The sequence below is a fragment of the Verrucomicrobiia bacterium genome (assembly GCA_035629335.1).
In the GTDB taxonomy this organism is placed as follows: Bacteria; Patescibacteriota; Saccharimonadia; order Saccharimonadales; family Saccharimonadaceae; genus DASUUR01.
Window position 1 is genome coordinate 597,587 of record DASPIB010000001.1, and the last position, 20,312, is coordinate 617,898.

Here is a 20,312-nt window from a genome sequence, read left to right on the forward strand (position 1 = left end):
AAGCGGTGAAAGAAGCCCCACCCGAAACGATCGAGCTGCTGAAAAACATCGTACGCCGTTGTCGCGCCGGTCATATGCGTGGCGCAGAGTACTTGGCCGCTACAGCGGTGAAGTACCGGTTGAACCTGGGTACCATCGGGACCAGCCAGGTAGAAGTTGATGGGTGGATCCGCCATGCGCTGATCCACCATGTTAGAGCGTGCGTCGCTCAGTGCGAAGCCGCGCAGAGTAACAGCAATTTTCCCGAAGCTGTATCAGATTTGTTTGAATTGATGGTGGATAGAGTACTCACCCTCAAAGAAGTTGGCATCAGCCGGGAACAGATCGAAAAGCTCCGCGATCGTGCACTGGTCTACATCGAAGAGAAGCACCAGGTAGGTGACAGAGAATTCAGTACCCAAGCCTGGGCGACCCTCTGGAATAAAATTTCTATTCGATCAGAAGCTATTCTTATGAGCTAAGGTGGTTGGCGGCACCCATACGGTGCCGCCATTTAAATAGTCATAATTTTAAACCGGCAGAGACTAGGCCAGCTGTCTTGTTTTTCATACCTGCTATACTGTAGCTATGAAAAACATAAGCACTTTCAAAGCTGGTGGCTTCACTATAATTGAATTGCTGATTGTTATTGTGGTGGTGGCTATTCTGGCGAGTCTCACGCTCGTCAGTTTCAGAAACATCACCGCCCAGGCCAACGATACCAAGCGCAAACAAGACTTAAAAACCATTCAGACTGCCATGCTTTCGTACTTTCAAGCTGAAGGGGAGTGGCCGAAATCTGGCAATAACTGCACCACAAATTCGCATGGTGAGCACTTCACCTCGGCCAGAGGTTCGGCTGGTGGGGGCAATCAAAACGGTAACTCTATGATAGATTGCTTAAAGAAAGCTGGGTACATATCGACTGATATTATTGATCCTTCTGGCGCTGGTAGCTGCGAGATAGATAGCGACCACTCCAACTGCCGCACCTATATGAAGGGTCACTGCATGGAAGACGGCCAAGAGCGGGTGTATTTATTCGCTAATCTTGAAACCTTGCCCCACACTAGCACCGACACTGACCTCTGTGGCACCGTCAAACAGTGGGACACGAAGTACGGCATGAATTATACTCTTCAAGTTCAGTAAAAAATCTGCTATAATCATCCCTGCTACTGGGGATTGGCCAAGTGGTAAGGCACCAGGTTTTGGTCCTGGCATTCGGGGGTTCGAATCCCTCATCCCCAGCCATGAAAAAAGATTGATAATCTATCAATCTTTTTTCATGTAATTATTTTTCCAAAATAGCGTAATGAGCCAGGCAACCCTCTTTTCTTGTTGCGCTAGTCCAGTTCATGAATCTATGCAAATGCAATTATAAATGTTATATTATTTAAGATAGGTTGACGACCGACAATCACGGATTTGGAGCGTAAAAATGGCTTTGAACTGGACGAATATCGATGACGCTGCCAGGAAGCTCGCTGCACCAATCGCGGTGGCTACGCTCATGGGGGAATACCCGGCCACTGAGGATGCACTAAATGTCGTACGGAGCGTGATGAGCGATGACTATGATCCGAGCGACGAGGACTACAGAGCGGTAGTGGAGCGAGCCAACACCATCTACCCTGGGCGTACCGTATCGTACCGTGAAGGAAACTTCGTCATCGAGCGGACGTAGCTGCTACCATCTTTAAACCTGACCTACCTGTCGAACAATACCTCGCCAATGCCTCCAGGATTGGCGAGGTGCTTTACTTTTGTCGTACGGAGATGTAAATACTTACCTAAATAAAGTGACTGTTCTCGGTCAGCGATGTGGTGGAGCTGCTCACTTTTGAGGAAATGGTGAAGCGCCATGAGACTAGACACAAGCGAGACACCTTTTAGTGCGCATACGATGAAGCGATGGTGTGATTATTCTTCTCCGCTTGGTCACATGCTGATTTTCATTCTTACATCTCCTTTTTTGGATAGTTATTGTATTTAATAAATCTAGTAATTTTGGTGATGGCGTTCCAGCTACAGATCGTCATTGATCATAAAGAGCCAGGGCGTCGCAGCTCTTGAGCTCTGACATTGGAACTTTGTTTTTTTGCCACCACATTGATGCTTCGGAGTAGCAACAGACATATTGCATACTTAAATTATACCCAACAAATAGGGGAGCGCTGCTGCCGCGCACTACAACGACACCCAACTCATCGATAATAATGTAACAGCTAACCCCTTACTTTTTGCGCCCAGATTAAGGGGTAGTATAAGGTATTTAAACCCATGGCACCTCTTTAAGTCAGTCATGATTAGCAGCATTAGTTAATATTTTTTTATTTTGCGTTAGGTATCATAAGGTCGAATAACATAGATAAGGCCATTGTAAGGTAGCTTACTTAGTGTAAAATGACAAATCCATACACCTCGATTATTATGCCTACGTTCAATAGAGCATACATTATAGGTAAGGCAATAAATACCATCTTAGCGCAAACCGATGCAAACTGGGAGCTTATTATCGTTGATGACGGTTCATCCGATAACACCAAGCAAGTCATTGATGACCTACGAGATAATCGCATACGCTATATTTATCAAAAGAACGCAGGGGTAGCCGAGGCTAGAAATACAGGCCTAGCTTCAGCACGGGGAGAATGGATTGCTTACCTAGACAGCGATAATGAGCTACTGCCCGAATATCTCGAGGTCATGCATACACAGCTTAGCTCGCATTCCGATAAAGTATTTGCCCTGCCCCGAATGAATCGTCCGCTAGAACTTTACGAGAATGGGGTGCTGGTCAAAACTATCTTCCGCGAAGAACGCACGCATGCAAGCGAGCTGACTGTCCATGATATTTTTATGTACAACTTTCACGTAGACACAAATGGTTTTATACATCACCGCAAAGTGTACGAGGATGGAATAAGGTGGGATCCAACCCTTCCCCTTATGGAAGACTGGGACCTAGCACTGTCGATAGGCAGTAAGTATCCAAACGGTTTTTTATATGTTAATAAAATTTTAGGCACTTACTATCAACGATTTGGCGGCGATGGCATACGCTCAAATGGTACGTACGCCGACTCAGCGCAATCTTTTGAGATGATTTATCAAAAGCATAAGAACGATAAGCTTATGGAAGGGCAGACTTGGCATCCTTTTAGGGTAGATCGTTGGCGGCAAAGGCAGCGCGAATACGAAGAAGGCAAATTACCGCCCTTTTCTCATTTTTACTTTCTTGAATCAGAATAGCTAGAGACACCTTATATTGCTTATTGTAAAAACCTCATATATATTTAAGTTAAGCAAAAGCATTACTATCAAAAAGCGGAGGAAGAGATATGCCGGTTGCAAAAAAACAGCAAGTCAAGAAAAGCAATGCGGCGCCTCCGAGAAAACACAAATGGTACAAAGGCGCACTGGCTATTATTGCGGGGATAGTCCTCATCTGCGTAATGTTGTTTTACATTATTGGGGGAACTATGGCTGGCGACAAAATAGGCATGGAAAGGTATCTACAAGATAAATACGGCCAAGAATTTAAAGTTACAACTTAGAAGACAGAGCTGTTTCGATAGGAGATCCAGGACAGCGCGTAGGCATCGGCCACCCTGTTAATGACAGTACTTTAACATTCGAAGTGGGGAAAAGTCGAAATACGGGCGTCTATTTCGATAAATATGTGCCTGCCGTATGGGCGCGACAAGGACGACCTGAAGCCGAAACATTCCTAAAGACGGTTTATCGGACTACGCCGGATTTTGATTTAACGATTGGGATTCCGTCTCAAGAAGATAACCCTATGAGGGGTAGTATAACGCCTATCGAAGAGGCGATTACTAAATATAGCGACAAGTTCGTATACGGTATCACTTCATCTTAATACACCAGAAAAGCTAAGCGTTCAAGATAAGCGAGAAGAAATTAGCAGGCTTAATAAAGTGGCACAATTTATTCTCGGCAAGAAAGTTGCTCACCCTGCTCTCGGCATAACAATACGTATTGGTGATACGAATCGAGGATACGGATGCAACTTGTATGGCGGAGATTTTAATAACATCAAAGGCAAGTTGGAAGAGTGTTTTTTAAATGACAGAATACTAAAGGCTGAATAGAAGGAACAAATAAAGATATGTCCTCATTAACAATCGAACAGTACTTAGCTCTCTCGCAGTTCGCGCATAATGACTTCAGTCAGACAGACGTTAATAACCAACTAACAATATCTCAAATTCTAACTGATCCTAATCGCGAGATTGAGCATGCGGATGAACCAGTCTTGGAGGGCCTTGCAAACATCGGTGACTGGAAATTAGTTAATTTTCAATCGAATACCGCATCCGGTTTTGCCGGTACCGCTTTTCAATCTCCGACAGGTGAGATTGTTTTCACATTCCGCGGTACAGAGCCTAAGCTATTTTCTGATCCTATCCAGGCATTAAAAGATTTTGAGACAGACTTAGAAATCGCCACCGACACAAACCTATCAGGTCCTAGCCAGTTTGACGACGCTTTTGATTTTTGGGCAGATACCATGCAGCTTGTTGGTCCGGGCAATTATACAGATTATAGCTTTACCGGCCACTCGCTTGGCGGCGGACTGGCTCAGTATATGACCTACATAACAAACGAAGTTGGCCATTCGGTCACATTTAACGCTGTTGGCATAGGACAAGTTCTCGATGGCGTAAATCCTTCCGACTATAACGATTCAATCACGGATTACGTTAACCAAAATGACGTCATTGGTCAAGGGGTGTGCGAATTGGGGAGATCTTTCGAGCGTTTGAGATCACCCTCAAAAGTTTTGCGACGACCATTCTCTAGCAAAAAGGATCTGATCTTTGCCTCATGAGTTACTCTGCGCTACCGTCCTATTTAGGCTGCTTTGCGTATAGTAAAACTATCCTGGAAGAAAGTGGTAGAGCAAATAATACCTATTCAGTGACTAGTTGCGAAAACCGGGTTCCATAATTAATTCAACGCTCTTCACATCGGAAATATTTTTCAAGGGTAGGCTCTAAAATAAGAAACACGCAAAAAATGCGTGTTTCTTATTAAGATATGTCGTTTCCTCTATCGCTTATCTAAGGCCTCGGGGCTATTCATATGTTCAGTCGACAGGTTTTCGGGCGCATCTAGGAAGGTCTGCAGCGAATCAACTACTACTTGCGGCTGAAGTACAGGCGCAAAATGATCGGCATGAGGCAAAACATCCAGCTGGCCTTTCGGCAAGAGGCTGTACCACTTGAGAGCGTGGCTTACAGGTGTGGCGTCGCGGTCACCGCTCATAATCAAGAATGGTACCTTAATACTTTTAATTTGTTCGTCAGTTGGCCATTTGTTTTGAGCATCCATTGCAAACAGCTTCGTTACGAGCTCGTTCCATTTTTCTGGGTGTGGAGAGACTTTTTCGTACGGCTCTTTCAGCTGTTTTGGAGAAAACCCTGTATCGAGAACTCCAATAAACTGCTGATATTGCTCTGGGGTCAGTATTTCATCATAGTATCTATAGTTAGAACCTATGACGGCGACTTTGCGCACAAGCTCTGGATGTCGGAGTACTAGTTCGGTAGCTAAGGTTCCACCCATACTCCAGCCAAATATGTCTGCCTTGGTAATGTTTTGCTGTCGCAAGAAACCGGCAATGTCGTCGGCTACCTGTTGATGCGTAAGGGGCCGGCCTTCAACGTCTGCAGTGTGTCCATGGCCTTGAATTTCTATGCCAACCACCTGTCTGTCCTTGGCAAGTTTGGGGATCATCTCTGCAAAGGAGAGTTCGATATTCATATGGGAACCGTGCAATAATAGCACGGGGGGCTTACCGTTTTTATTACCATGCACTTCGTAGTACATATTGACACCATTTACTTCGGCATAACCAGTCTTTTTATGCGGGGCCTGACTAGTGGTCGCCTCTTTCTTACTAGTAAAATTAGGCGCTACCCACAATACCACACCGACACCCAACCCAATTGCAACAACAATGGCTACTATACTCAGCGCCATTTTCCTAGATTTATTCATATACTCTGCTTTCTTATTTGCCTGTGATTAATTAATTGTTTAACGAAGCATTACGCTTTGACGTAACCGAGTCCTTCTACGATCTTGCCCTCATGAACGCGCATAATATTCACGCCGCGCACAGAATCGGCGTCACTTGCACCCCAGTAGAGGCGCCATAAGATTATCCCGCGGTCACCTAATATATCGGTAGCCTCAAGCTTAAAACGCATATCGCGGTTAGCGGCTATGTTGGTCCAGAATGCTACACATGCGTCTTTGCCTTCGTATTTCGCACCATCCGGGGCAGGACCGGTGTTTTCCAGGATACAATTATCGGCAATAATAGCCTCCAGACCGCTTGGATCATGCTTCTGAAAAGCATCGTTAAATTGACTTAGAACTTCTTCTGTCGATAATGACATGGCTGTATTCCTTCTTATTATTTATTACGCCAGGCTTAAAGGGACACGTACACTTTTAAATATACCCGTCGTCGACCGGTTGTATGTTAGTTGTACGCTACAATCTTTTGCAGCCATAAAACTACTCTAACGGGTTAGAGACCATAAATATTGAACATTTTGGACAATTTAAAGAATTTGCGGTAAATTAAACAATCCTTAGCGTTTGTCCAAAAATTGCCGAAGTTCAGCTGTTAGGTGCTCGTCTTTGCACCTTTTTATTCAGAAATGAAAAAGATTGACGAGCTGTCAATCTTTCATGGCTAGTTCCTACCAGCTAAAGGCAGGATAGTGTCAGATAATCGCTCCAGAAGCAAAGAACGCAACTGCCAGCTTTTACAGGACCTGAGCTATTAAGCTTATTTAGCCGTAATTAGTTTTGCTTTTTTGTTTTTAGTTTTTTCTTTCGGGCCCTTTTTATATCTGCGCCATGATTATTTCTTTGTTTGGCCATAAAACCCTCTCTGGTTAAGTTTCTAGTATAACAGTGTGTGGTTACTTTTACAATAATTTATGATATAATTAGGGTAGAAAGTAATATCGCTGATGCAAGCGAAGATTCGAGGGAATATAAACACACGAACGAAGCAGTTTTTGGCATCGGATAAGGGTGCCTCACTCCGGTCCGAGCTCATAAAGATGACTCAAAGCCAAGAATATAATACAAGAAGCGTGTACTCTACTTATGATAGAAACTTGCTAACATTTGTAGATAAGCATATGAAATACATGAGCCAGTTTCCGCTACTAAACTGCGAGCAGTATATCTTAAACTTAAAATTGATGACGAAAATTAAATAGTCGCGGCGTACGGCGGCAACAACAGCCCGCTAGCTAGAGCTGTTCATTTGCTTCATAGCTTCAACCATCTCTGGAATATCCGATTGCATACGACCAGCCCAGCCAATCTCTTCCAGGGGATACTCATTGAAGAGAATAGGCGTTTCGCTAACATTCGCCATACCTTGGTATGCAGTCACGATTGCGGCGTTGATCTTTTCGGCCAATAAACGTTTTTTATTGATATCTTTGAGCACCGGTCCATTAATGGTGAATAATGTGCGGATAGGTTCAGCGCCTATCTTGCCATCCTGGCTCACCTGATCTGGTTCGTATTCGCGAAAGTAGATGCGCATGTCATCAATGCCATAGGCTTCGTCAAGTACTGCGGTTATCTCCTGCGCCATTTGGGTTTTTACACTGATACTGGCACCTTTTGGTGCGTCTAAGTAGCAAAGGGGCATAGGTGGTCTCCTATAGTTTAGATTGGTCTTAATTAGCTCGAGCTGAAGGCAGTATATCGTATATCACTTGTAAAATGCAAGTATTTTATGCTATATTGTAGTTATGACTAAAAAGACACTCAGATCAGACTGCCCCATAAACTATGGCATTGAAGCCTTTGGCGATAAATGGTCACTTTTGGTTTTGCGTGATATTTTGTTTTACGGCAAGAAAACGTATGGTGAATTTCTAAAGTCAGACGAAAAGATTGCGACAAATATTCTCGCGAGCCGTTTACAAACACTCGAAGCCAACGGATTGATCACGAAATCACCTCACCCCACCGATAAACGCAAAGATTCGTATAGTGCCACCCAGAAAACACTGGATCTTCTACCTATGCTTCTTGAACTGGTGAAGTGGAGTGCCATTTATGGCAAAAACGATGTCGACGTACCGAGTAGTATCCTTGACCGGATCACTAATGATCGCGAACAGCTCATACGAGATATAATGGCGGGCGTCCTGAGTAAAGAAATATTTACACTCAAAAGTCAGGGTTAATTGTGCTCGTTTGTGAGTGAATAGGCTCGCATGCCGCGTTATGATTATTTCAGTAATGGGTTGCTGTGTAGCAGCAGCAAGTTGAGTGTCTGAAACGCGGATGCTGGGAATTTTCGGCGCATAACAATCCAGGCGCTGATGCCGTCATATAGCAGTACTAACTGTTCAGCAAGTACAGCGGGCTCTTTTGCGTTAAACAGTGTAGCTTGCTCTTCGAAATAATTATAGAGTTTAGTTTTGAATTCTCGCGCAACTTTCACGCCGAGATCATCAGAACCACGTAGCTCGATACTAGTATTCATCATAATACAACCATAAAAATCTTCTACTTCGGCCATTGGCTCAACCATGGTAAAGACGTGCTTAATCCGTTCGGCAGGGTCGTTGGCATCCGACGATGTACATGCTGCGAACCAGGCTTGGCCTATTTCTGTAACTGCTGCCGATACGAGTGCTTCTTTAGAAGGAAAGTGCTTATAAAGCGTGCGTTTAGAGACATCTGCTTCCGCACTAACCTTATCAACACCGGTAGTATGAATGCCGTGACTAGAAAAGAGCTTGGCGGCCGTGCTAACGATTCTGTCCTTTGGTTTTTTACTCATAGTCTTGTTCATGCCATCACTATATCAAAAATCCTTGCAAAAGTAAACAGATCGGTGTACTATTGTACTGTAACACCTGTTAAAGCAAGGAGAATCTAATGCTACAAGACAAAATTGCAGTTATTTATGGAGCCGGTGGCGCACTCGGTAGTACTGCGGCAAAAGTATTCGCAAGAGAAGGCGCTTATGTCTTTCTTGCCGATCGCGCACAAGAAAAATTAGATACAGTAGCGGCCGAAATTACTGCTTCTGGCGGGAAAGCAGAAACAGCCGTAGTTGATGTCTTTGACCAACAAGCGGTTAAAATGCATGCTGAAACAATTGCAACACAAGCTGGCAGAATTGATATTTCCTTCAATGCCGTGAGTGTTCGGCATGATCAGGGAACACAACTCGCTGATCTTTCTTGGGAAGAGTTTATCCGCCCGGTGGATGGCTTCCTTAAGGCGCAGTTTAATACCAGCAAAGCCGTGGCCCAGCACATGGGTGGCGAGCGTCAAGGCGTAATCATTAATATGTCTGAGCCCGGGGCAAAATTGGCTATTGGGGGCATCCTGGGGCATGCCGTATCGAGCGCGGGTAAAGAAACCTTTACGCGCATTCTTGCGGCGGAGCTGGGACCAAAGAATATCCGCGTCGTTGGTATACGGCCACACGCCATGATCGACGCTCCAGCTGCGGGCTCATACACGAAAGAAATGTTTAACGATGAATTCATGGGCGTTATGGCTCAAGGAACCATGCTCAAGCGTTTGCCAACACTCTCTGAGGTTGCCGAAACCGCAGCGTTCTTGGCTTCTGACAATGCCCGTTCTATGACCGCAACAGTTGTTAATGTAACTGGTGGAGCAACCGTAGACTAACTAAGACCCCCTATGTACTGAATAGGCTCACGTCAACGTGAGCCTATTCATATTATGTGACCTGCGATCATACGACGTAATAAGTTATACTTCTGCGGTTATTTCTCAATCCACCAGCCCTCCATTGCCCTAACCGTTCAGGCAGTCTCTTTGCTTAACCTGCATCTTCTTATATGATTAATTCATAATGAAATACACTCCCACTTTTCTCAAAGATGAACACTACGAAGATTTTCGAAAACGTGTTAGCGCTTATCATGATAACATCATTGCGTTTGCCTCTATCGCAGACTTACGTGCCACTGGAAAGTCAAATGATGAGATTGCCGATCTTACATCGGAAGCCTTCGACACTCAAATCTGGCCGATTCGACTTGATCCTGAAACAGCAAACGATGACGGGCCATTCTGGGAAACCATAACTGAAAGTTGGGCAGCAAAGAAAATTGTGAGCAATCTTATGGGTGGCCCCGCCTTCGGCTATCGAGACTACCGCATGCCCCCTGAAGAAGCCGGGGCAATATGGGAGACCTTCTTACGTTTCTTTGATAACGACAGTCGCGTATTGTATGAAGTCAATCTCGGTGACCACAAAAAGTATGTTTTTAGTACCGGTATTCTTATCTTCGACAAAGACAAGGCCGGTGTCCTAAATATTCTTCAGAATGATTAGTTTGGCATAAATAAGTTTTTGGTCTCGCGTGTAGCGGCGTCTATTTGACATAGGTCAATCTGCGACCGAGCGCCGAGCACAGCTGAGTCAAAAGGAGTACGCACTTCTCAACATCATATATCGGCCTTTGAAACTACCTGCTATAAAGCAGCTGCCACGAGGCCACTTTGGCTAGGCTGAGCAAATACGCCTAGCTCAATGCCCCCATCAAGCGGAAGATTCACTCCGGTTATCATAGTCGCTTCGTGCGCTAAGAATACTGCCGTGGCTGCAAATTCTTCAACCGATGCGAGACGCCCTAAGGGCGTAACCGCCGCACCGTCGTCGGCGAAGGCTTTTCGTTCGGCATCGTTGAGGTTGTTCATGCCCATTGTTGGAGTATTCGCAAACCCTACGCTAATTGCATTCACCCGAATCTGTCGGGGCGCCAATTCAGCGGCGAGCACTTTAGTGAATGACACAAGCGCCGCCTTGGTAGCAGAATAAACAAGCCCGCCCGGAATACCCATGCTATCGGCAATTGAGCTCGTGAATACAATTGCACCGCCGTCATTCATGAGTGGCTCGAGTTTTTGGATAGTGAAGAGGGGGCCCTTTGTATTGATGGCAAAATGCCGATCGTAAGAGTCTTCGGTAATCTCTCTTAGGGTTTCGATTTCACAGATACCCGTATTGATAAACAGGTAGTCAAACGTTCCAAATTTTTGCTTCACGGCATCGTAAAGTCGACTGATTTCTTCAGGTTTTGTGACATCCGAGCGAAGTGCGGTTGCGTTAGATTTTGCAGCTGCTTCTTGAAGTTTTGCCTCATTCAGTCCGGTTAAAATAACTTCCGCACCGCCGTTTACTAATTTTTCTACCACTGCATAGCCCATGCCGCTCGTGCCGCCAATAACCACTGCCTTCTTTTCTTTGTACATCTTTAGCTCCTTATGTAATAACTTGGTTAGTTTGTAATTGTTAACACGATCTTCCCTATGAAATGAGCGTCGAGTGCCTCGTGGGCAGCCACCACCTGTTCAAACGGAAAGGCTTTATCAATATGAACTGTAAACGGTCCGGATTCTATAAGTGTGTTTAGCCTGTCGGTTGCCCGCCGGGTCGTGTCGCCATTGTACTTTAGAAGCTCTACGCCTTGTTTTACATACGGATCAGGCCACTCGGCATCCGGGCGCGCCACACGCCCGCCACTACGAACTGCTTCTAGCGCCACGTTGGTTGTTTTTCCGCCAAACAGTGCCAGCGCAGCATCAACGCCTCCAGGGGTAAATTGCTGCGCCGCTGCTACAATATCGTCATTTAGGCCATCGATTGCCATATCGGCACCAAGCTGGGTAGCAAGTGCCACGCCATCCGCACCCGAAGCGACGGCAAATACCTTCACGCCCATTCTTTTAGCAAGCTGAACAGCAATGTGTCCGATGCCGCCACTTGCGCCGAGAATCATAAGTGTTTCGCCTTGCTTTAAGCTCAGTCGGTCGAGTCCGCTGAGCGCTGTTAAAGCACACCAGGGCATGGCCGCCGCTTGTTCCATGGTTATTTTTTGCGGGATGTGGGCCACGTGTTCGGCGGCAACTGCTTTATATTCTGCATAAAACCCTCCACGCGGGAGCGGCATGGAGGCAGAATATACCTTGTCGCCCTCCTTGAAGCCCTGCACGTTTGCACCTACCGCCGCAATTTCGCCGGCTCCATCCCAGCCAAGCGCATAGGGAAAGACCGTCGGCATGCCAAATGCCTCGTCGTATTTTCCTTCGCGTTCCAGTGCGTCCCAGGCGGCCACCCCGGCAGCTTTGACCTTTATTAGCACTTCGTCGGCAGCGATTTGCGGAACGGGCAGCGTTTGTAGATGAATAACATCCGGCCCTCCAAATTCGTTAATAACAGCGGCTTGCATTGCTTTAGGTAGTTGCGTGGCCATAGAATCTCTTTTCATGTTTATTATGCTATCAATCTTGCTATACCGACAATAATATAAATGCTTGCAAAATAGCAAGTACTTACATTAATGTATGTATATGGAACAAGAATGCAAAGAAGTAATAGACGGCTACAATTGTGGCCTAGGAGTCGCCCTCCAGCTGATTGGGGGGAAATGGAAAGGAGCGATTTTACAGCTACTGGAAGAGAACCCGCATCGTTTCGGCGAATTAAAGCGCGACCTATTAGGTGTTAGTGAGCGAATCCTTATTAAGCAGCTGCGGGAAATGGAGCAGGATGGTCTGATTTTGCGACGTGATTTTAAATCGCTGCCACCTAAAGTGGAATATTCAATTACACCACTTGGGGCATCGCTTTTGGAAGCTTTGTGTCCTCTTTCTGAATGGGTATCCTCGCAGACGCGTTTTTCTTCGATTACCGTCTCGTAGTTCATAGCTCCTGAGAGGTTTGGCTCGATGGCTTTTTATAGGATAGAATTTCACTTCTTTAAAACTAGGGGCGGATTCTGATTCTATAGTAAGACAGGTCCTGCCGAGAGGGAAGCCCAACAAAGCCTGGCCATAATCTTGCGCCTGCACCGCGCCCATCCAACACACCACTTCATGAGCAGTGTCAAATTTTGGCTCGTCGATGCATTGGCTTTGTAATCTTTTAGCGGCGATATCATAGTAATTTCTTTGCTTCGTTTGGCATCATGGCTTGCTTGAGGTGGCTGCGCCGATTTTAGGTGAAATTGTCGTCATGGTTTCTCTTTAGTTATTGTTGGCGAATGTGCTTATTTGACTTGGTAAGACGACGGTTCAAGAACATTACAGTTTATGTATTTCATCGATATTTGATGGCCTAGAGTTCATTATCTTTTTTAGGGACTTAGCAAGGTGCGGCTGATCGGTGTAACCAGCTTCGATCGCTGCATCAATAGGGCGTTTGCCTTGTTGCAGCAAGATGATTGCCCGCTGGGCTTGCTTAATTTGATTGAGATACTTTTTTGTTAGTCCGGTAGTGCGCGAAAAATGGCGCTGCTTTGCGCGTTCAGACATCGCCTTCGGTGCACCGCGCAGCTCGCCCTCAACAACGGCATCGTTTTTTAAAATTTTCAGTGCAACCGTCTTATCGACAAGCTGCTCAGCATTCTCGAAGGTCGGGAACTCAAAGGCGTGCCCAGCAAGCATAAAATGATCATCATCTAAATTCGGGAGCATTTCAGCACTATCGGTTAGCGTATCGGCCGGATGGAACGGCATATAGGCCCCTGACGCAAACGAGATAACCACCGACCCAGTGCCGGCTTGATACGGGACATACTGCGGTTTTGTGGCTTGTCCCGCTAGGAGCATTTGTCGTGCCCCTGATTTATGAATGAGAACAATTAAATCCCAGGAGCCATCGGGAGTTGCAAGGTATACTCCATCACTAATGTTCTGTGTTTTCCAGATAGTATCGATGTAGGGGCTTATAGATGCGCGACTTTTGTGGATTTGTGACATGTGTTGAGCTTATTATAAGACAAAAATAACTCTTAGCCTAAAGCTATTAGGGGATTACACCGCAAAGTACGCCTAGGTATTGGTACCCAACCCAAACTTATACGCTTCCTCAAACCATCCCAGTTGAGCTATAGTATCGATTGTCTCAATGCCCTGTATAGGTATTTGGTGAGTCCATTTGTCATCCCGGTATTTTATAATCTCGCGTATCAGGTTACGATTGTCGGTCTCCTTTTCGAGCATATCGAGCGTCAGCATGAGCGTGCCCTCTGGTTGTTTTTTTGTTGCCGGCGTTGCCCATACCCAAGCAAATTTTCTTTTTACACCAAATGACGCCTGAGTTTTCGTAACAGCCAGCTTTACGTCACCGCAAGCCTCAATCTGGCGTTTAATATAATTGAAAAGCTTTAAGTTAGTCGGTTGCTGACCAAATAGTGTATCGATTGTCCAGTTTCCTTCCATAGTTTTATTATAGAATATTTAAGCCAATTGGCTTAGCTTTCCCCTGCAACAGACGATGCACATATCCACCGGTGCGTAAACCTTTTTGCCGAAAAAATCGAACAAGCATGAAAAGAAGCGCACAAGCGTCTACCGAGCGCCCCGTTACTTGACGGCTCCTTCAGGCTGTAGCGCCGTAATAATGCGGTCTTCCTGCATGGTGTTGTCGATCGCCTGCTGCAGGGTAGGTGGCTGCGGCAAAAAGCCGACATCGACCATATACGCAAAATAGGTACGAAGTAACTGTTCATCGAATGGTGGATAGGTAATGCCTGAATCTTTTAGCGCTTCTTGCAAATTCGACGAGTCGTATATACTCATATTCTCGTACAATTCCCACAGCGTACGGCTCTTGTAAATTTTTTCAGTCAACAGCGGCAAGAATGGCGCCAAAGCATTATCGTGACCCTTGTACTGCGTCACGCGTTCCGCCCAGACACTGTACGGCAGCTCCTCGAGCTGGTAGCCAAATGTAGCCCGTATTGCACCAAAGAATTCATTCAAGCCGGTGCTTTCTTGATGTGGCGGAACAATATGATACGCCTTATTAAAATTGCGTGAATCTCGACAGACAGCAACAATTGCCCGCGCCACATAATCGACCGGCACAAATTCTTTGCGCTGTCTGGGCAAGTTTGGATAAACACCAAGTTGAATGCAGCCTTTTACGAGCCGGGCCACGTAATCGTCGGTGTTGTTAACGCCGCTAATGCTGTCGCCCATAATAAAACCGGGGCGATGTACAGTGATGAGCATGCCACGCCGCTGAGCGATCCGCAAAATTTTCTCTGCTACCCATTTACTTTGGATATACCCAATGTCTTTGCTAACGGCTGCTTCACTGCGATCAAGGTCGTCGGCTTCGTAAATAGTAGTAATTTCCTCTAAAAAGCCGATTGGCCCAAAAACCGCCGCGGTCGATAAATAATGAACCGGCTTCGTACGGCCATGACCGGCAAATTCGAGGATGTTTTGGGTGCCAATAACGTTAGCCGGCTTATGAAGCTCGTACGATTGTATGTAATTTACCTTAGCGCCGTTATGGTACACCGTGTCTACAGCTCCCGCTAATTTCTCGTAGGATTGCCGCGACAACCCAAGATGTGGCCGCTCAAGCGAACCCGCGACCGGCTTTAGGTGCTTGGCGTAGTCATTATTCCATATGCCGTATTTCTCGAGGTTGCTTCGGATACGCTTCATGCCCTCACGCTGGTTTGCAGCGCGCACTAAACAGTAAATGGTTATTTGCGGTGAAGCTGCAATTAACTCCCGGATCAAAAACGCACCCAAAAACCCGGTCGCGCCAGTTAACAGTACTGCTGATTGCCTGTATGCATTTGGATTAAATACCTCTTTTGGCCGGATGTCATCGGCAAGCGCTACTTCTTCTGGTAGGCGCAGTGTTCGTTGCTGCTTGAGGCTAGCTAGTAACCGTGCGATGGTTGGCTGTTCATATAAAATCCCGGCCGTCAGTTCTGTCTTAAGCAGCCGCTGCATATCAACTGTTAGACGGGCCGCTAATAGCGAGTTGCCGCCAAGCGCAAAGAAATCATCCTCTATGCCGATTGGCTGCACGCGCAAAAGTGCTTGCCAGACTTCAACTAATTGCCGCTCTTGGTCATTTTGTGGTGCCACATACGGCGCACTGAGTGTCCGTTCGAAAGTTTGTAGCTGCAGCAAAGCTTTCTTGTCGACTTTGCCATTTGTGTTATGTGGCAACGACTCGAGCGCCATGATGTGCGCCGGCTGCATGTAGTCGGGCAACTTTTTGGCAAGGTAGTGCCTCAGGGAATCTGCGCGAAACGCTCTACCTGCGCGCGGCACCACAAAGGCGACGACCCGCTTGTCTCCAGCGGTTGGCTCTTGCACCACCACCGCACAGGCCTTAACGTTCTGGTGTTTAAGAATAGTATTCTCAATCTCACCCAGTTCGATACGAAAGCCGCGGATCTTGACCTGCTGGTCTATTCGACCCAAAAATTCCACCTCACCCTGGTGGTTCAGCTGCACCAAATCGCCAGTCTGATATACAATATCGTTTGGATCGCCCGTGACCGGATTAACAATAAATTTTTCCTTCGTTAACTCTGGTCGATTAAGATAGCCGAGCCCAACGCCCTGGCCACCAACAACAAGCTCGCCCGGGCTGCCTTCGGGGACTTCTCGCAGGTTTTTATCAAGAATGTATAACGTCGTTTCTGGGACTGCGCGACCTATCGGTACGTTCCCAGTCAGTTTTGCGCCTGGTCGAATACTATAAGAGGTCGCCATAATTGAATTTTCGGTTGGACCGTAAGCGTTAATTATCGTCGCCTTTAAGCGGGCACTGGCCCGCTGCGTAAGGGCTGGCAGCATTACGTCGCCGCCAGTGTAGATGCATTCTACATTACGCAGGTCATCTAAATGTTCTTCGATCATAATGTGATACAAGCTGGTGGTTAAAGTAAGAACAGTAACGCCATAGCGTTTTATTGCCTGACTGATACTTGCTGGCGTGGTATCATCGCTGTGAATTGCCAAGCGCGCACCATTCAACAGCGCCGTCCACAGTTCATACACCGAAAGATCGAACGACGTCTGGGCTTGCAACAGCAAAGTTTGCGGCCGCTTAAAATCAACGTATTTCGGCAGATGCTTAGCAATGCGCGTAATGCCGCGATGGGGAATCACCACACCCTTAGGCGTGCCGGTTGATCCGGAAGTATAAATCACATACAGCGGGTCATCACCAGAAAGATGCACCTTAGGCGTCGTATCGGGAAGCGCATTAATAAGAGTAGCTTCAGCGTCAAGCTTGATTGTCTTAATTGATAGCTTCGGTAGAGTTTCGGTGAGCAGGGAAGTGGTAATGAGCAGTCGTGTTTTTGTATCTTCAATAATAAAGGTGTATCGTTCAGCCGGGAGGCGCCGATCGACCGGCACATAAGCGGCACCGGTTTTTATAATAGCCAGGATGGTGACTGCTAACTCTATCGATCGATCAAGTGTAAACGCCACCAGGTCACCCTTTTTTACGCCTTGCCGCACCAGATAATTCGCCAAGCGGTTACTAGCCGCGTCGAGTTCTCTGTAGGTCATCACGCGGCCATCTTGAATTAGCGCTTGTGCGTCCGGATTATTGCGCACTTGCGCGCCAAACACCTCTACAACAGTCTGTTTCTGTGTCATCCCACCCCCGAATTTCAATTATCATTTTAAGTATACGCTGCTTTGTTTAAACTTTGCTTAAATCGACATTGTGCCACCTGCCGCTACTATGCAATACCTGAACTTTAAAGGCATGGAGGCGCAATATGCTACTGGGTTACCTAATGCCGCAAAGCGAATACCTTCGTCCGCCGGGAATAAGATTGAAAGTGCTCACCAAACTTGTCCACTAGGAAGTTTTGCGCGTAACTTGATCGGATTATTTCAGCCATAGTATCGAGGACAAAAACTTTACTTCTTAATTGCTTTTTGCGGTTTTTTATTGTAGAGTAGATAAGTTCCTTGACAAGTCACCGGGAGCTATTCATCTCTTAGCAGCAGGTGAGTGGCTTCTGGTAGCTGACTGTTCGTGAAACGGAAGGATTACCATGCCTGACACGCAGCGTGACCTTGCCCCGAGTGCCCCCGGCGGCTCCAAGATCGAGCTGCCGCAGCTCACTGGCAGTCTCGCTTTTGCCAACGGCCCGGCGGCCCGAGCGCTACTGGAGTTTGCTCGTGTTTCTGGCTTCGGCTCACTCGAGAATCTCAACTTGATTGGCATCAACGAGGCACAGCAGGAGTTCGTCGACTGGATCGTGAAGCACTACGCTGAGATCCCGCAGCTCCGCGATCTGACTTCGATGACTAGTCACGACTGGGAAGTGCTCAACAACTTCTTGGTTAGCAACGGCTTCGACCCGCTGTTCACGCAGTTCGACCCGAACGACCTGGGCATCTGCTCGATCGTCAAGAAGGCCATGGAATGGACAGCGGCCGGCACGCCGACCTCCATTTACCGCGACGCGGATGGCAAGTCCTATCCGGGCTTCAAGCTCGAAGGGGATGCCGCACAGGTTCAGTCGCTCCAGCACGGCGTATTCTCGCGGCGCATCGCCATCGCCACGAAGGGCCACGAGACCATCTATTTGGCGATGCTGCCAGAAGAGATGGAAGGCCCGCGAGACGGTGCTCATTTGCTCCAGATGGCTCGTCAGATGCTGGCGGCACGTGCGCGCACCGATTACGGCTTCAGCGGCGCCATCATTCCGATGATCACCTTCGACCAGGTTGCCGAGCTGAACTGGCTTGATGGCCTGCGCATCAACCCGCCCGATGGCACATCGAACATCTTGGCCTCGTGTCGTCAGCACGTTAAGTTCTACATGAACGAGCGTGGCGCACGGCTGGAAGCGGCTTTCGCCGGCGTTGTCGCTCGCGGCTTGCCGCCAGCGCCGCTCGTCATCGACCGGCACTTTGTACTGGCTGTGTTGACGGCACCACCGCAACCACGGTGCTCTACCTGCACCCGGACGACAGCTGGTCGGCGCCTCCGGTTGGTAGTATCAGCTAAGGATTTGTCAGGGCAGCCGGTCGGCGAAGGATTTTGTGCGTCTTCGGACCACAGCCTTTGCCACCGGCAGTTCCCTAGAGTTATCTAGCAAATAGATTGTTGTAGGGAATTACACTAAATTGTGGAGAGCTGGTGCAAACAGAAATAAAAAAGTGCACCCAACCGATTTAGTCAGTTGGGCGCATGTGTAAATGCCTAGGGTGCTGAAATCACGCAGGAAAAGTGATTCCACTTCCCTAGGTATTTTGCCCAATCGATCCCCAATGAATCATAGAACACATCTTCGCCCCATCCATCAAAAGGTGCTAAACCAAGCACATGGGCTTCAACTCCCACTTCATGATCACCGACATCCATGATAACCACTGTCAGAGACTGACCCATGTCGTTCTGAGCGCTTATAAAACCCCTAAAGATAAAGGTCGAGTCAACGTGGTGAAATCCTGCCGCTGGATCATAAAAATTTACTGGTCGACAACAGAAAAGCTGATACCGCGCGCCTTTTACGAGTTGCTTCAAGAGTTTACCTTTTCCAGGCTTTAGTCTATGACGAACTTCCCCTTTATCAACATACTGCTCACTGCTAGGACAAGTTTCAAGCCTAGTGAAATATGGATTATACTCAGGCATTATCGCTCCAGATCATAGTAGGGAGATACGATAACTATCGTAACACAACAGTCTACGCAATTTGAAGCACCGGTTATTATCTCATCCTCGATAGCGTCTTGCCGGGCCGAAATTCAACTGGCTAATAAACGAGCAGCGAAGAACTGATCTACTTTCAAATATCTCTTTAGAAATGCACTAAAATAGGAGCGTCTAATTGACGCTCCTATTTGCTAGAATAGCTGGCCGGCCGTAGCTAGGCTTTTACAGGCTCGAAGGTCACGAGCAGCGAAGTATCATCTAGCGCCTTTGCTTCTATTAGTCGGAAATCTTTTTGCTCCGAAAGCGTGTCGAATAAGCGTTCGCCATCGTTCGTTACAACCGTGTGCACTTGGATGATATATTTATCAATCAGATCAGCTTCGGTAAGGGATCGCACCAGAACAGGGCTACCAAAGATGATAATGTCGCCACCGTCGGTCATCTTTAAGTCTTTAATCTGGTTTACAACATTGTCACCAGTCAGCTGCTCGGGAGTCTCGTAATCGCCCCACTTCAGCTCGTCAAGCGGGCGATCGCCAGTAACAACTATCTTGTGTGCACTGTTTATTTTTTTACCTAAAGGTATATCGCTGATGGCGGGCATTATCGGCCATTTCCTTGATAAGTCTTCGTAGGTGCCTCGGCCCAACAGAATCGTGTCGACGTTTTCCATAGCTTCGAGCAAAGCGTCAGAGCCCACTTCTAGGCTATTGTTAGTTGTCCAAGCCATGAAGTTGGTCTTGTCTTCGCGTGGGTCGCCGGTCACCACACCATTAAAAGTACTGTGAATAAATAGACTAATTTTACGCATACTGTT

At 47.0% G+C, this 20,312-nt stretch carries 23 protein-coding genes and 1 tRNA gene; 13 read left to right on the forward strand and 11 right to left on the reverse strand.

Annotated elements, in window-relative coordinates; genetic code table 11:
* The first annotated feature begins 5 nt into the window (after positions 1-5).
* From VD907_03315 to VD907_03350, 8 genes are all read left to right on the forward strand, one after another.
* A complete protein-coding gene (locus VD907_03315; GenBank protein ID HYG83881.1) occupies positions 6-461 on the forward strand; it encodes a hypothetical protein in 456 nt (151 codons plus the stop codon).
* Positions 462-567: 106 nt separating this feature from the next.
* Positions 568-1,131 carry a type II secretion system protein gene (locus VD907_03320; protein HYG83882.1) on the forward strand — a complete coding sequence of 188 codons (564 nt, stop codon included), beginning with the start codon at positions 568-570 and terminating at the stop codon, positions 1,129-1,131.
* Between the two features lie 27 nt (positions 1,132-1,158).
* Positions 1,159-1,233: transfer RNA gene (locus VD907_03325), tRNA-Gln, on the forward strand.
* Positions 1,234-1,420: 187 nt separating this feature from the next.
* Complete coding sequence (locus VD907_03330; protein ID HYG83883.1) at positions 1,421-1,666, forward strand: hypothetical protein; 246 nt, start codon at positions 1,421-1,423, stop codon at positions 1,664-1,666.
* Positions 1,667-2,385: 719 nt separating this feature from the next.
* Positions 2,386-3,234, forward strand: coding sequence for a glycosyltransferase family A protein (locus VD907_03335; protein HYG83884.1), 849 nt, complete (start codon positions 2,386-2,388; stop codon positions 3,232-3,234).
* A gap of 89 nt (positions 3,235-3,323) precedes the next feature.
* Positions 3,324-3,539 carry a hypothetical protein gene (locus VD907_03340; GenBank protein ID HYG83885.1) on the forward strand — a complete coding sequence of 72 codons (216 nt, stop codon included), beginning with the start codon at positions 3,324-3,326 and terminating at the stop codon, positions 3,537-3,539.
* A 384-nt stretch (positions 3,540-3,923) separates the two neighbouring features.
* A complete protein-coding gene (locus VD907_03345) occupies positions 3,924-4,097 on the forward strand; it encodes a hypothetical protein (protein HYG83886.1) in 174 nt (57 codons plus the stop codon).
* 17 nt (positions 4,098-4,114) lie between these two features.
* The gene (locus VD907_03350; GenBank protein HYG83887.1) at positions 4,115-4,837 is read left to right on the forward strand and encodes a hypothetical protein; all 723 of its coding nucleotides are present in this window, start codon (positions 4,115-4,117) and stop codon (positions 4,835-4,837) included.
* 221 nt (positions 4,838-5,058) lie between these two features.
* Here VD907_03350 and VD907_03355 read toward each other — a convergent pair whose 3' ends face one another.
* The 3 genes from VD907_03355 to VD907_03365 form a co-directional block, all read right to left on the reverse strand.
* Positions 5,059-6,009: an alpha/beta hydrolase gene (locus VD907_03355; protein HYG83888.1), complete on the reverse strand. Its 951-nt coding sequence runs from the start codon at positions 6,007-6,009 to the stop codon at positions 5,059-5,061.
* 50 nt (positions 6,010-6,059) lie between these two features.
* Positions 6,060-6,413 carry a nuclear transport factor 2 family protein gene (locus VD907_03360; protein HYG83889.1) on the reverse strand — a complete coding sequence of 118 codons (354 nt, stop codon included), beginning with the start codon at positions 6,411-6,413 and terminating at the stop codon, positions 6,060-6,062.
* An 869-nt stretch (positions 6,414-7,282) separates the two neighbouring features.
* The gene (locus VD907_03365) at positions 7,283-7,696 is read right to left on the reverse strand and encodes an N-acetylmuramic acid 6-phosphate etherase (protein ID HYG83890.1); all 414 of its coding nucleotides are present in this window, start codon (positions 7,694-7,696) and stop codon (positions 7,283-7,285) included.
* A gap of 103 nt (positions 7,697-7,799) precedes the next feature.
* Between VD907_03365 and VD907_03370 the strand changes: the two genes are divergently transcribed.
* On the forward strand, positions 7,800-8,240 hold the full coding sequence (locus VD907_03370; GenBank protein ID HYG83891.1) for a helix-turn-helix domain-containing protein: 441 nt from the start codon (positions 7,800-7,802) through the stop codon (positions 8,238-8,240).
* 44 nt (positions 8,241-8,284) lie between these two features.
* Here VD907_03370 and VD907_03375 read toward each other — a convergent pair whose 3' ends face one another.
* A complete protein-coding gene (locus tag VD907_03375; GenBank protein ID HYG83892.1) occupies positions 8,285-8,854 on the reverse strand; it encodes a TetR/AcrR family transcriptional regulator in 570 nt (189 codons plus the stop codon).
* A gap of 86 nt (positions 8,855-8,940) precedes the next feature.
* Here VD907_03375 and VD907_03380 point away from each other — a divergent pair, with 86 nt between their 5' ends.
* Complete coding sequence (locus VD907_03380) at positions 8,941-9,705, forward strand: SDR family oxidoreductase (protein ID HYG83893.1); 765 nt, start codon at positions 8,941-8,943, stop codon at positions 9,703-9,705.
* A gap of 187 nt (positions 9,706-9,892) precedes the next feature.
* Positions 9,893-10,378, forward strand: coding sequence for a hypothetical protein (locus VD907_03385; GenBank protein HYG83894.1), 486 nt, complete (start codon positions 9,893-9,895; stop codon positions 10,376-10,378).
* A gap of 140 nt (positions 10,379-10,518) precedes the next feature.
* On the opposite strand, the gene VD907_03390 is transcribed toward VD907_03385, so the two are convergent.
* The gene (locus VD907_03390; GenBank protein HYG83895.1) at positions 10,519-11,298 is read right to left on the reverse strand and encodes an SDR family oxidoreductase; all 780 of its coding nucleotides are present in this window, start codon (positions 11,296-11,298) and stop codon (positions 10,519-10,521) included.
* A 26-nt stretch (positions 11,299-11,324) separates the two neighbouring features.
* The gene (locus tag VD907_03395) at positions 11,325-12,299 is read right to left on the reverse strand and encodes an NADP-dependent oxidoreductase (GenBank protein HYG83896.1); all 975 of its coding nucleotides are present in this window, start codon (positions 12,297-12,299) and stop codon (positions 11,325-11,327) included.
* A gap of 97 nt (positions 12,300-12,396) precedes the next feature.
* Here VD907_03395 and VD907_03400 point away from each other — a divergent pair, with 97 nt between their 5' ends.
* Positions 12,397-12,747: a helix-turn-helix domain-containing protein gene (locus VD907_03400; GenBank protein ID HYG83897.1), complete on the forward strand. Its 351-nt coding sequence runs from the start codon at positions 12,397-12,399 to the stop codon at positions 12,745-12,747.
* Between the two features lie 381 nt (positions 12,748-13,128).
* On the opposite strand, the gene VD907_03405 is transcribed toward VD907_03400, so the two are convergent.
* The 3 genes from VD907_03405 to VD907_03415 all read right to left on the reverse strand — a co-directional run bounded on the left by VD907_03405 (position 13,129) and on the right by VD907_03415 (position 17,475).
* Positions 13,129-13,806, reverse strand: coding sequence for a helix-turn-helix domain-containing protein (locus VD907_03405; GenBank protein ID HYG83898.1), 678 nt, complete (start codon positions 13,804-13,806; stop codon positions 13,129-13,131).
* A 72-nt stretch (positions 13,807-13,878) separates the two neighbouring features.
* Entirely contained in the window at positions 13,879-14,268 is a 390-nt protein-coding gene (locus VD907_03410) for a DUF5655 domain-containing protein (GenBank protein ID HYG83899.1), read from the reverse strand.
* 144 nt (positions 14,269-14,412) lie between these two features.
* Positions 14,413-17,475 (reverse strand): amino acid adenylation domain-containing protein, encoded by a 3,063-nt coding sequence (locus VD907_03415; GenBank protein ID HYG83900.1) that lies wholly within the window; start codon positions 17,473-17,475, stop codon positions 14,413-14,415.
* Between the two features lie 407 nt (positions 17,476-17,882).
* Between VD907_03415 and VD907_03420 the strand changes: the two genes are divergently transcribed.
* Complete coding sequence (locus tag VD907_03420) at positions 17,883-18,932, forward strand: hypothetical protein (protein HYG83901.1); 1,050 nt, start codon at positions 17,883-17,885, stop codon at positions 18,930-18,932.
* Between the two features lie 107 nt (positions 18,933-19,039).
* Here VD907_03420 and VD907_03425 read toward each other — a convergent pair whose 3' ends face one another.
* Positions 19,040-19,474, reverse strand: coding sequence for a hypothetical protein (locus VD907_03425; protein HYG83902.1), 435 nt, complete (start codon positions 19,472-19,474; stop codon positions 19,040-19,042).
* A gap of 235 nt (positions 19,475-19,709) precedes the next feature.
* On the reverse strand, positions 19,710-20,306 hold the full coding sequence (locus VD907_03430) for a dihydrofolate reductase family protein (protein ID HYG83903.1): 597 nt from the start codon (positions 20,304-20,306) through the stop codon (positions 19,710-19,712).
* Positions 20,307-20,312 lie beyond the last annotated feature (6 nt).

Coding starts and splice junctions, on each gene's coding strand:
- VD907_03320 (HYG83882.1), top strand. CDS start 568: ATGAAAAACATAAGCACTTTCAAAGCTGGTGGCTTCACTATAATTGAA.
- VD907_03330 (HYG83883.1), top strand. CDS start 1,421: ATGGCTTTGAACTGGACGAATATCGATGACGCTGCCAGGAAGCTCGCT.
- VD907_03335 (HYG83884.1), top strand. CDS start 2,386: ATGACAAATCCATACACCTCGATTATTATGCCTACGTTCAATAGAGCA.
- VD907_03340 (HYG83885.1), top strand. CDS start 3,324: ATGCCGGTTGCAAAAAAACAGCAAGTCAAGAAAAGCAATGCGGCGCCT.
- VD907_03350 (HYG83887.1), top strand. CDS start 4,115: ATGTCCTCATTAACAATCGAACAGTACTTAGCTCTCTCGCAGTTCGCG.
- VD907_03355 (HYG83888.1), bottom strand. CDS start 6,009: ATGAATAAATCTAGGAAAATGGCGCTGAGTATAGTAGCCATTGTTGTT.
- VD907_03360 (HYG83889.1), bottom strand. CDS start 6,413: ATGTCATTATCGACAGAAGAAGTTCTAAGTCAATTTAACGATGCTTTT.
- VD907_03365 (HYG83890.1), bottom strand. CDS start 7,696: ATGCCCCTTTGCTACTTAGACGCACCAAAAGGTGCCAGTATCAGTGTA.
- VD907_03370 (HYG83891.1), top strand. CDS start 7,800: ATGACTAAAAAGACACTCAGATCAGACTGCCCCATAAACTATGGCATT.
- VD907_03375 (HYG83892.1), bottom strand. CDS start 8,854: ATGAACAAGACTATGAGTAAAAAACCAAAGGACAGAATCGTTAGCACG.
- VD907_03380 (HYG83893.1), top strand. CDS start 8,941: ATGCTACAAGACAAAATTGCAGTTATTTATGGAGCCGGTGGCGCACTC.
- VD907_03385 (HYG83894.1), top strand. CDS start 9,893: ATGAAATACACTCCCACTTTTCTCAAAGATGAACACTACGAAGATTTT.
- VD907_03390 (HYG83895.1), bottom strand. CDS start 11,298: ATGTACAAAGAAAAGAAGGCAGTGGTTATTGGCGGCACGAGCGGCATG.
- VD907_03395 (HYG83896.1), bottom strand. CDS start 12,299: ATGGCCACGCAACTACCTAAAGCAATGCAAGCCGCTGTTATTAACGAA.
- VD907_03400 (HYG83897.1), top strand. CDS start 12,397: ATGGAACAAGAATGCAAAGAAGTAATAGACGGCTACAATTGTGGCCTA.
- VD907_03405 (HYG83898.1), bottom strand. CDS start 13,806: ATGTCACAAATCCACAAAAGTCGCGCATCTATAAGCCCCTACATCGAT.
- VD907_03410 (HYG83899.1), bottom strand. CDS start 14,268: ATGGAAGGAAACTGGACAATCGATACACTATTTGGTCAGCAACCGACT.
- VD907_03415 (HYG83900.1), bottom strand. CDS start 17,475: ATGACACAGAAACAGACTGTTGTAGAGGTGTTTGGCGCGCAAGTGCGC.
- VD907_03420 (HYG83901.1), top strand. CDS start 17,883: ATGCCTGACACGCAGCGTGACCTTGCCCCGAGTGCCCCCGGCGGCTCC.
- VD907_03425 (HYG83902.1), bottom strand. CDS start 19,474: ATGCCTGAGTATAATCCATATTTCACTAGGCTTGAAACTTGTCCTAGC.
- VD907_03430 (HYG83903.1), bottom strand. CDS start 20,306: ATGCGTAAAATTAGTCTATTTATTCACAGTACTTTTAATGGTGTGGTG.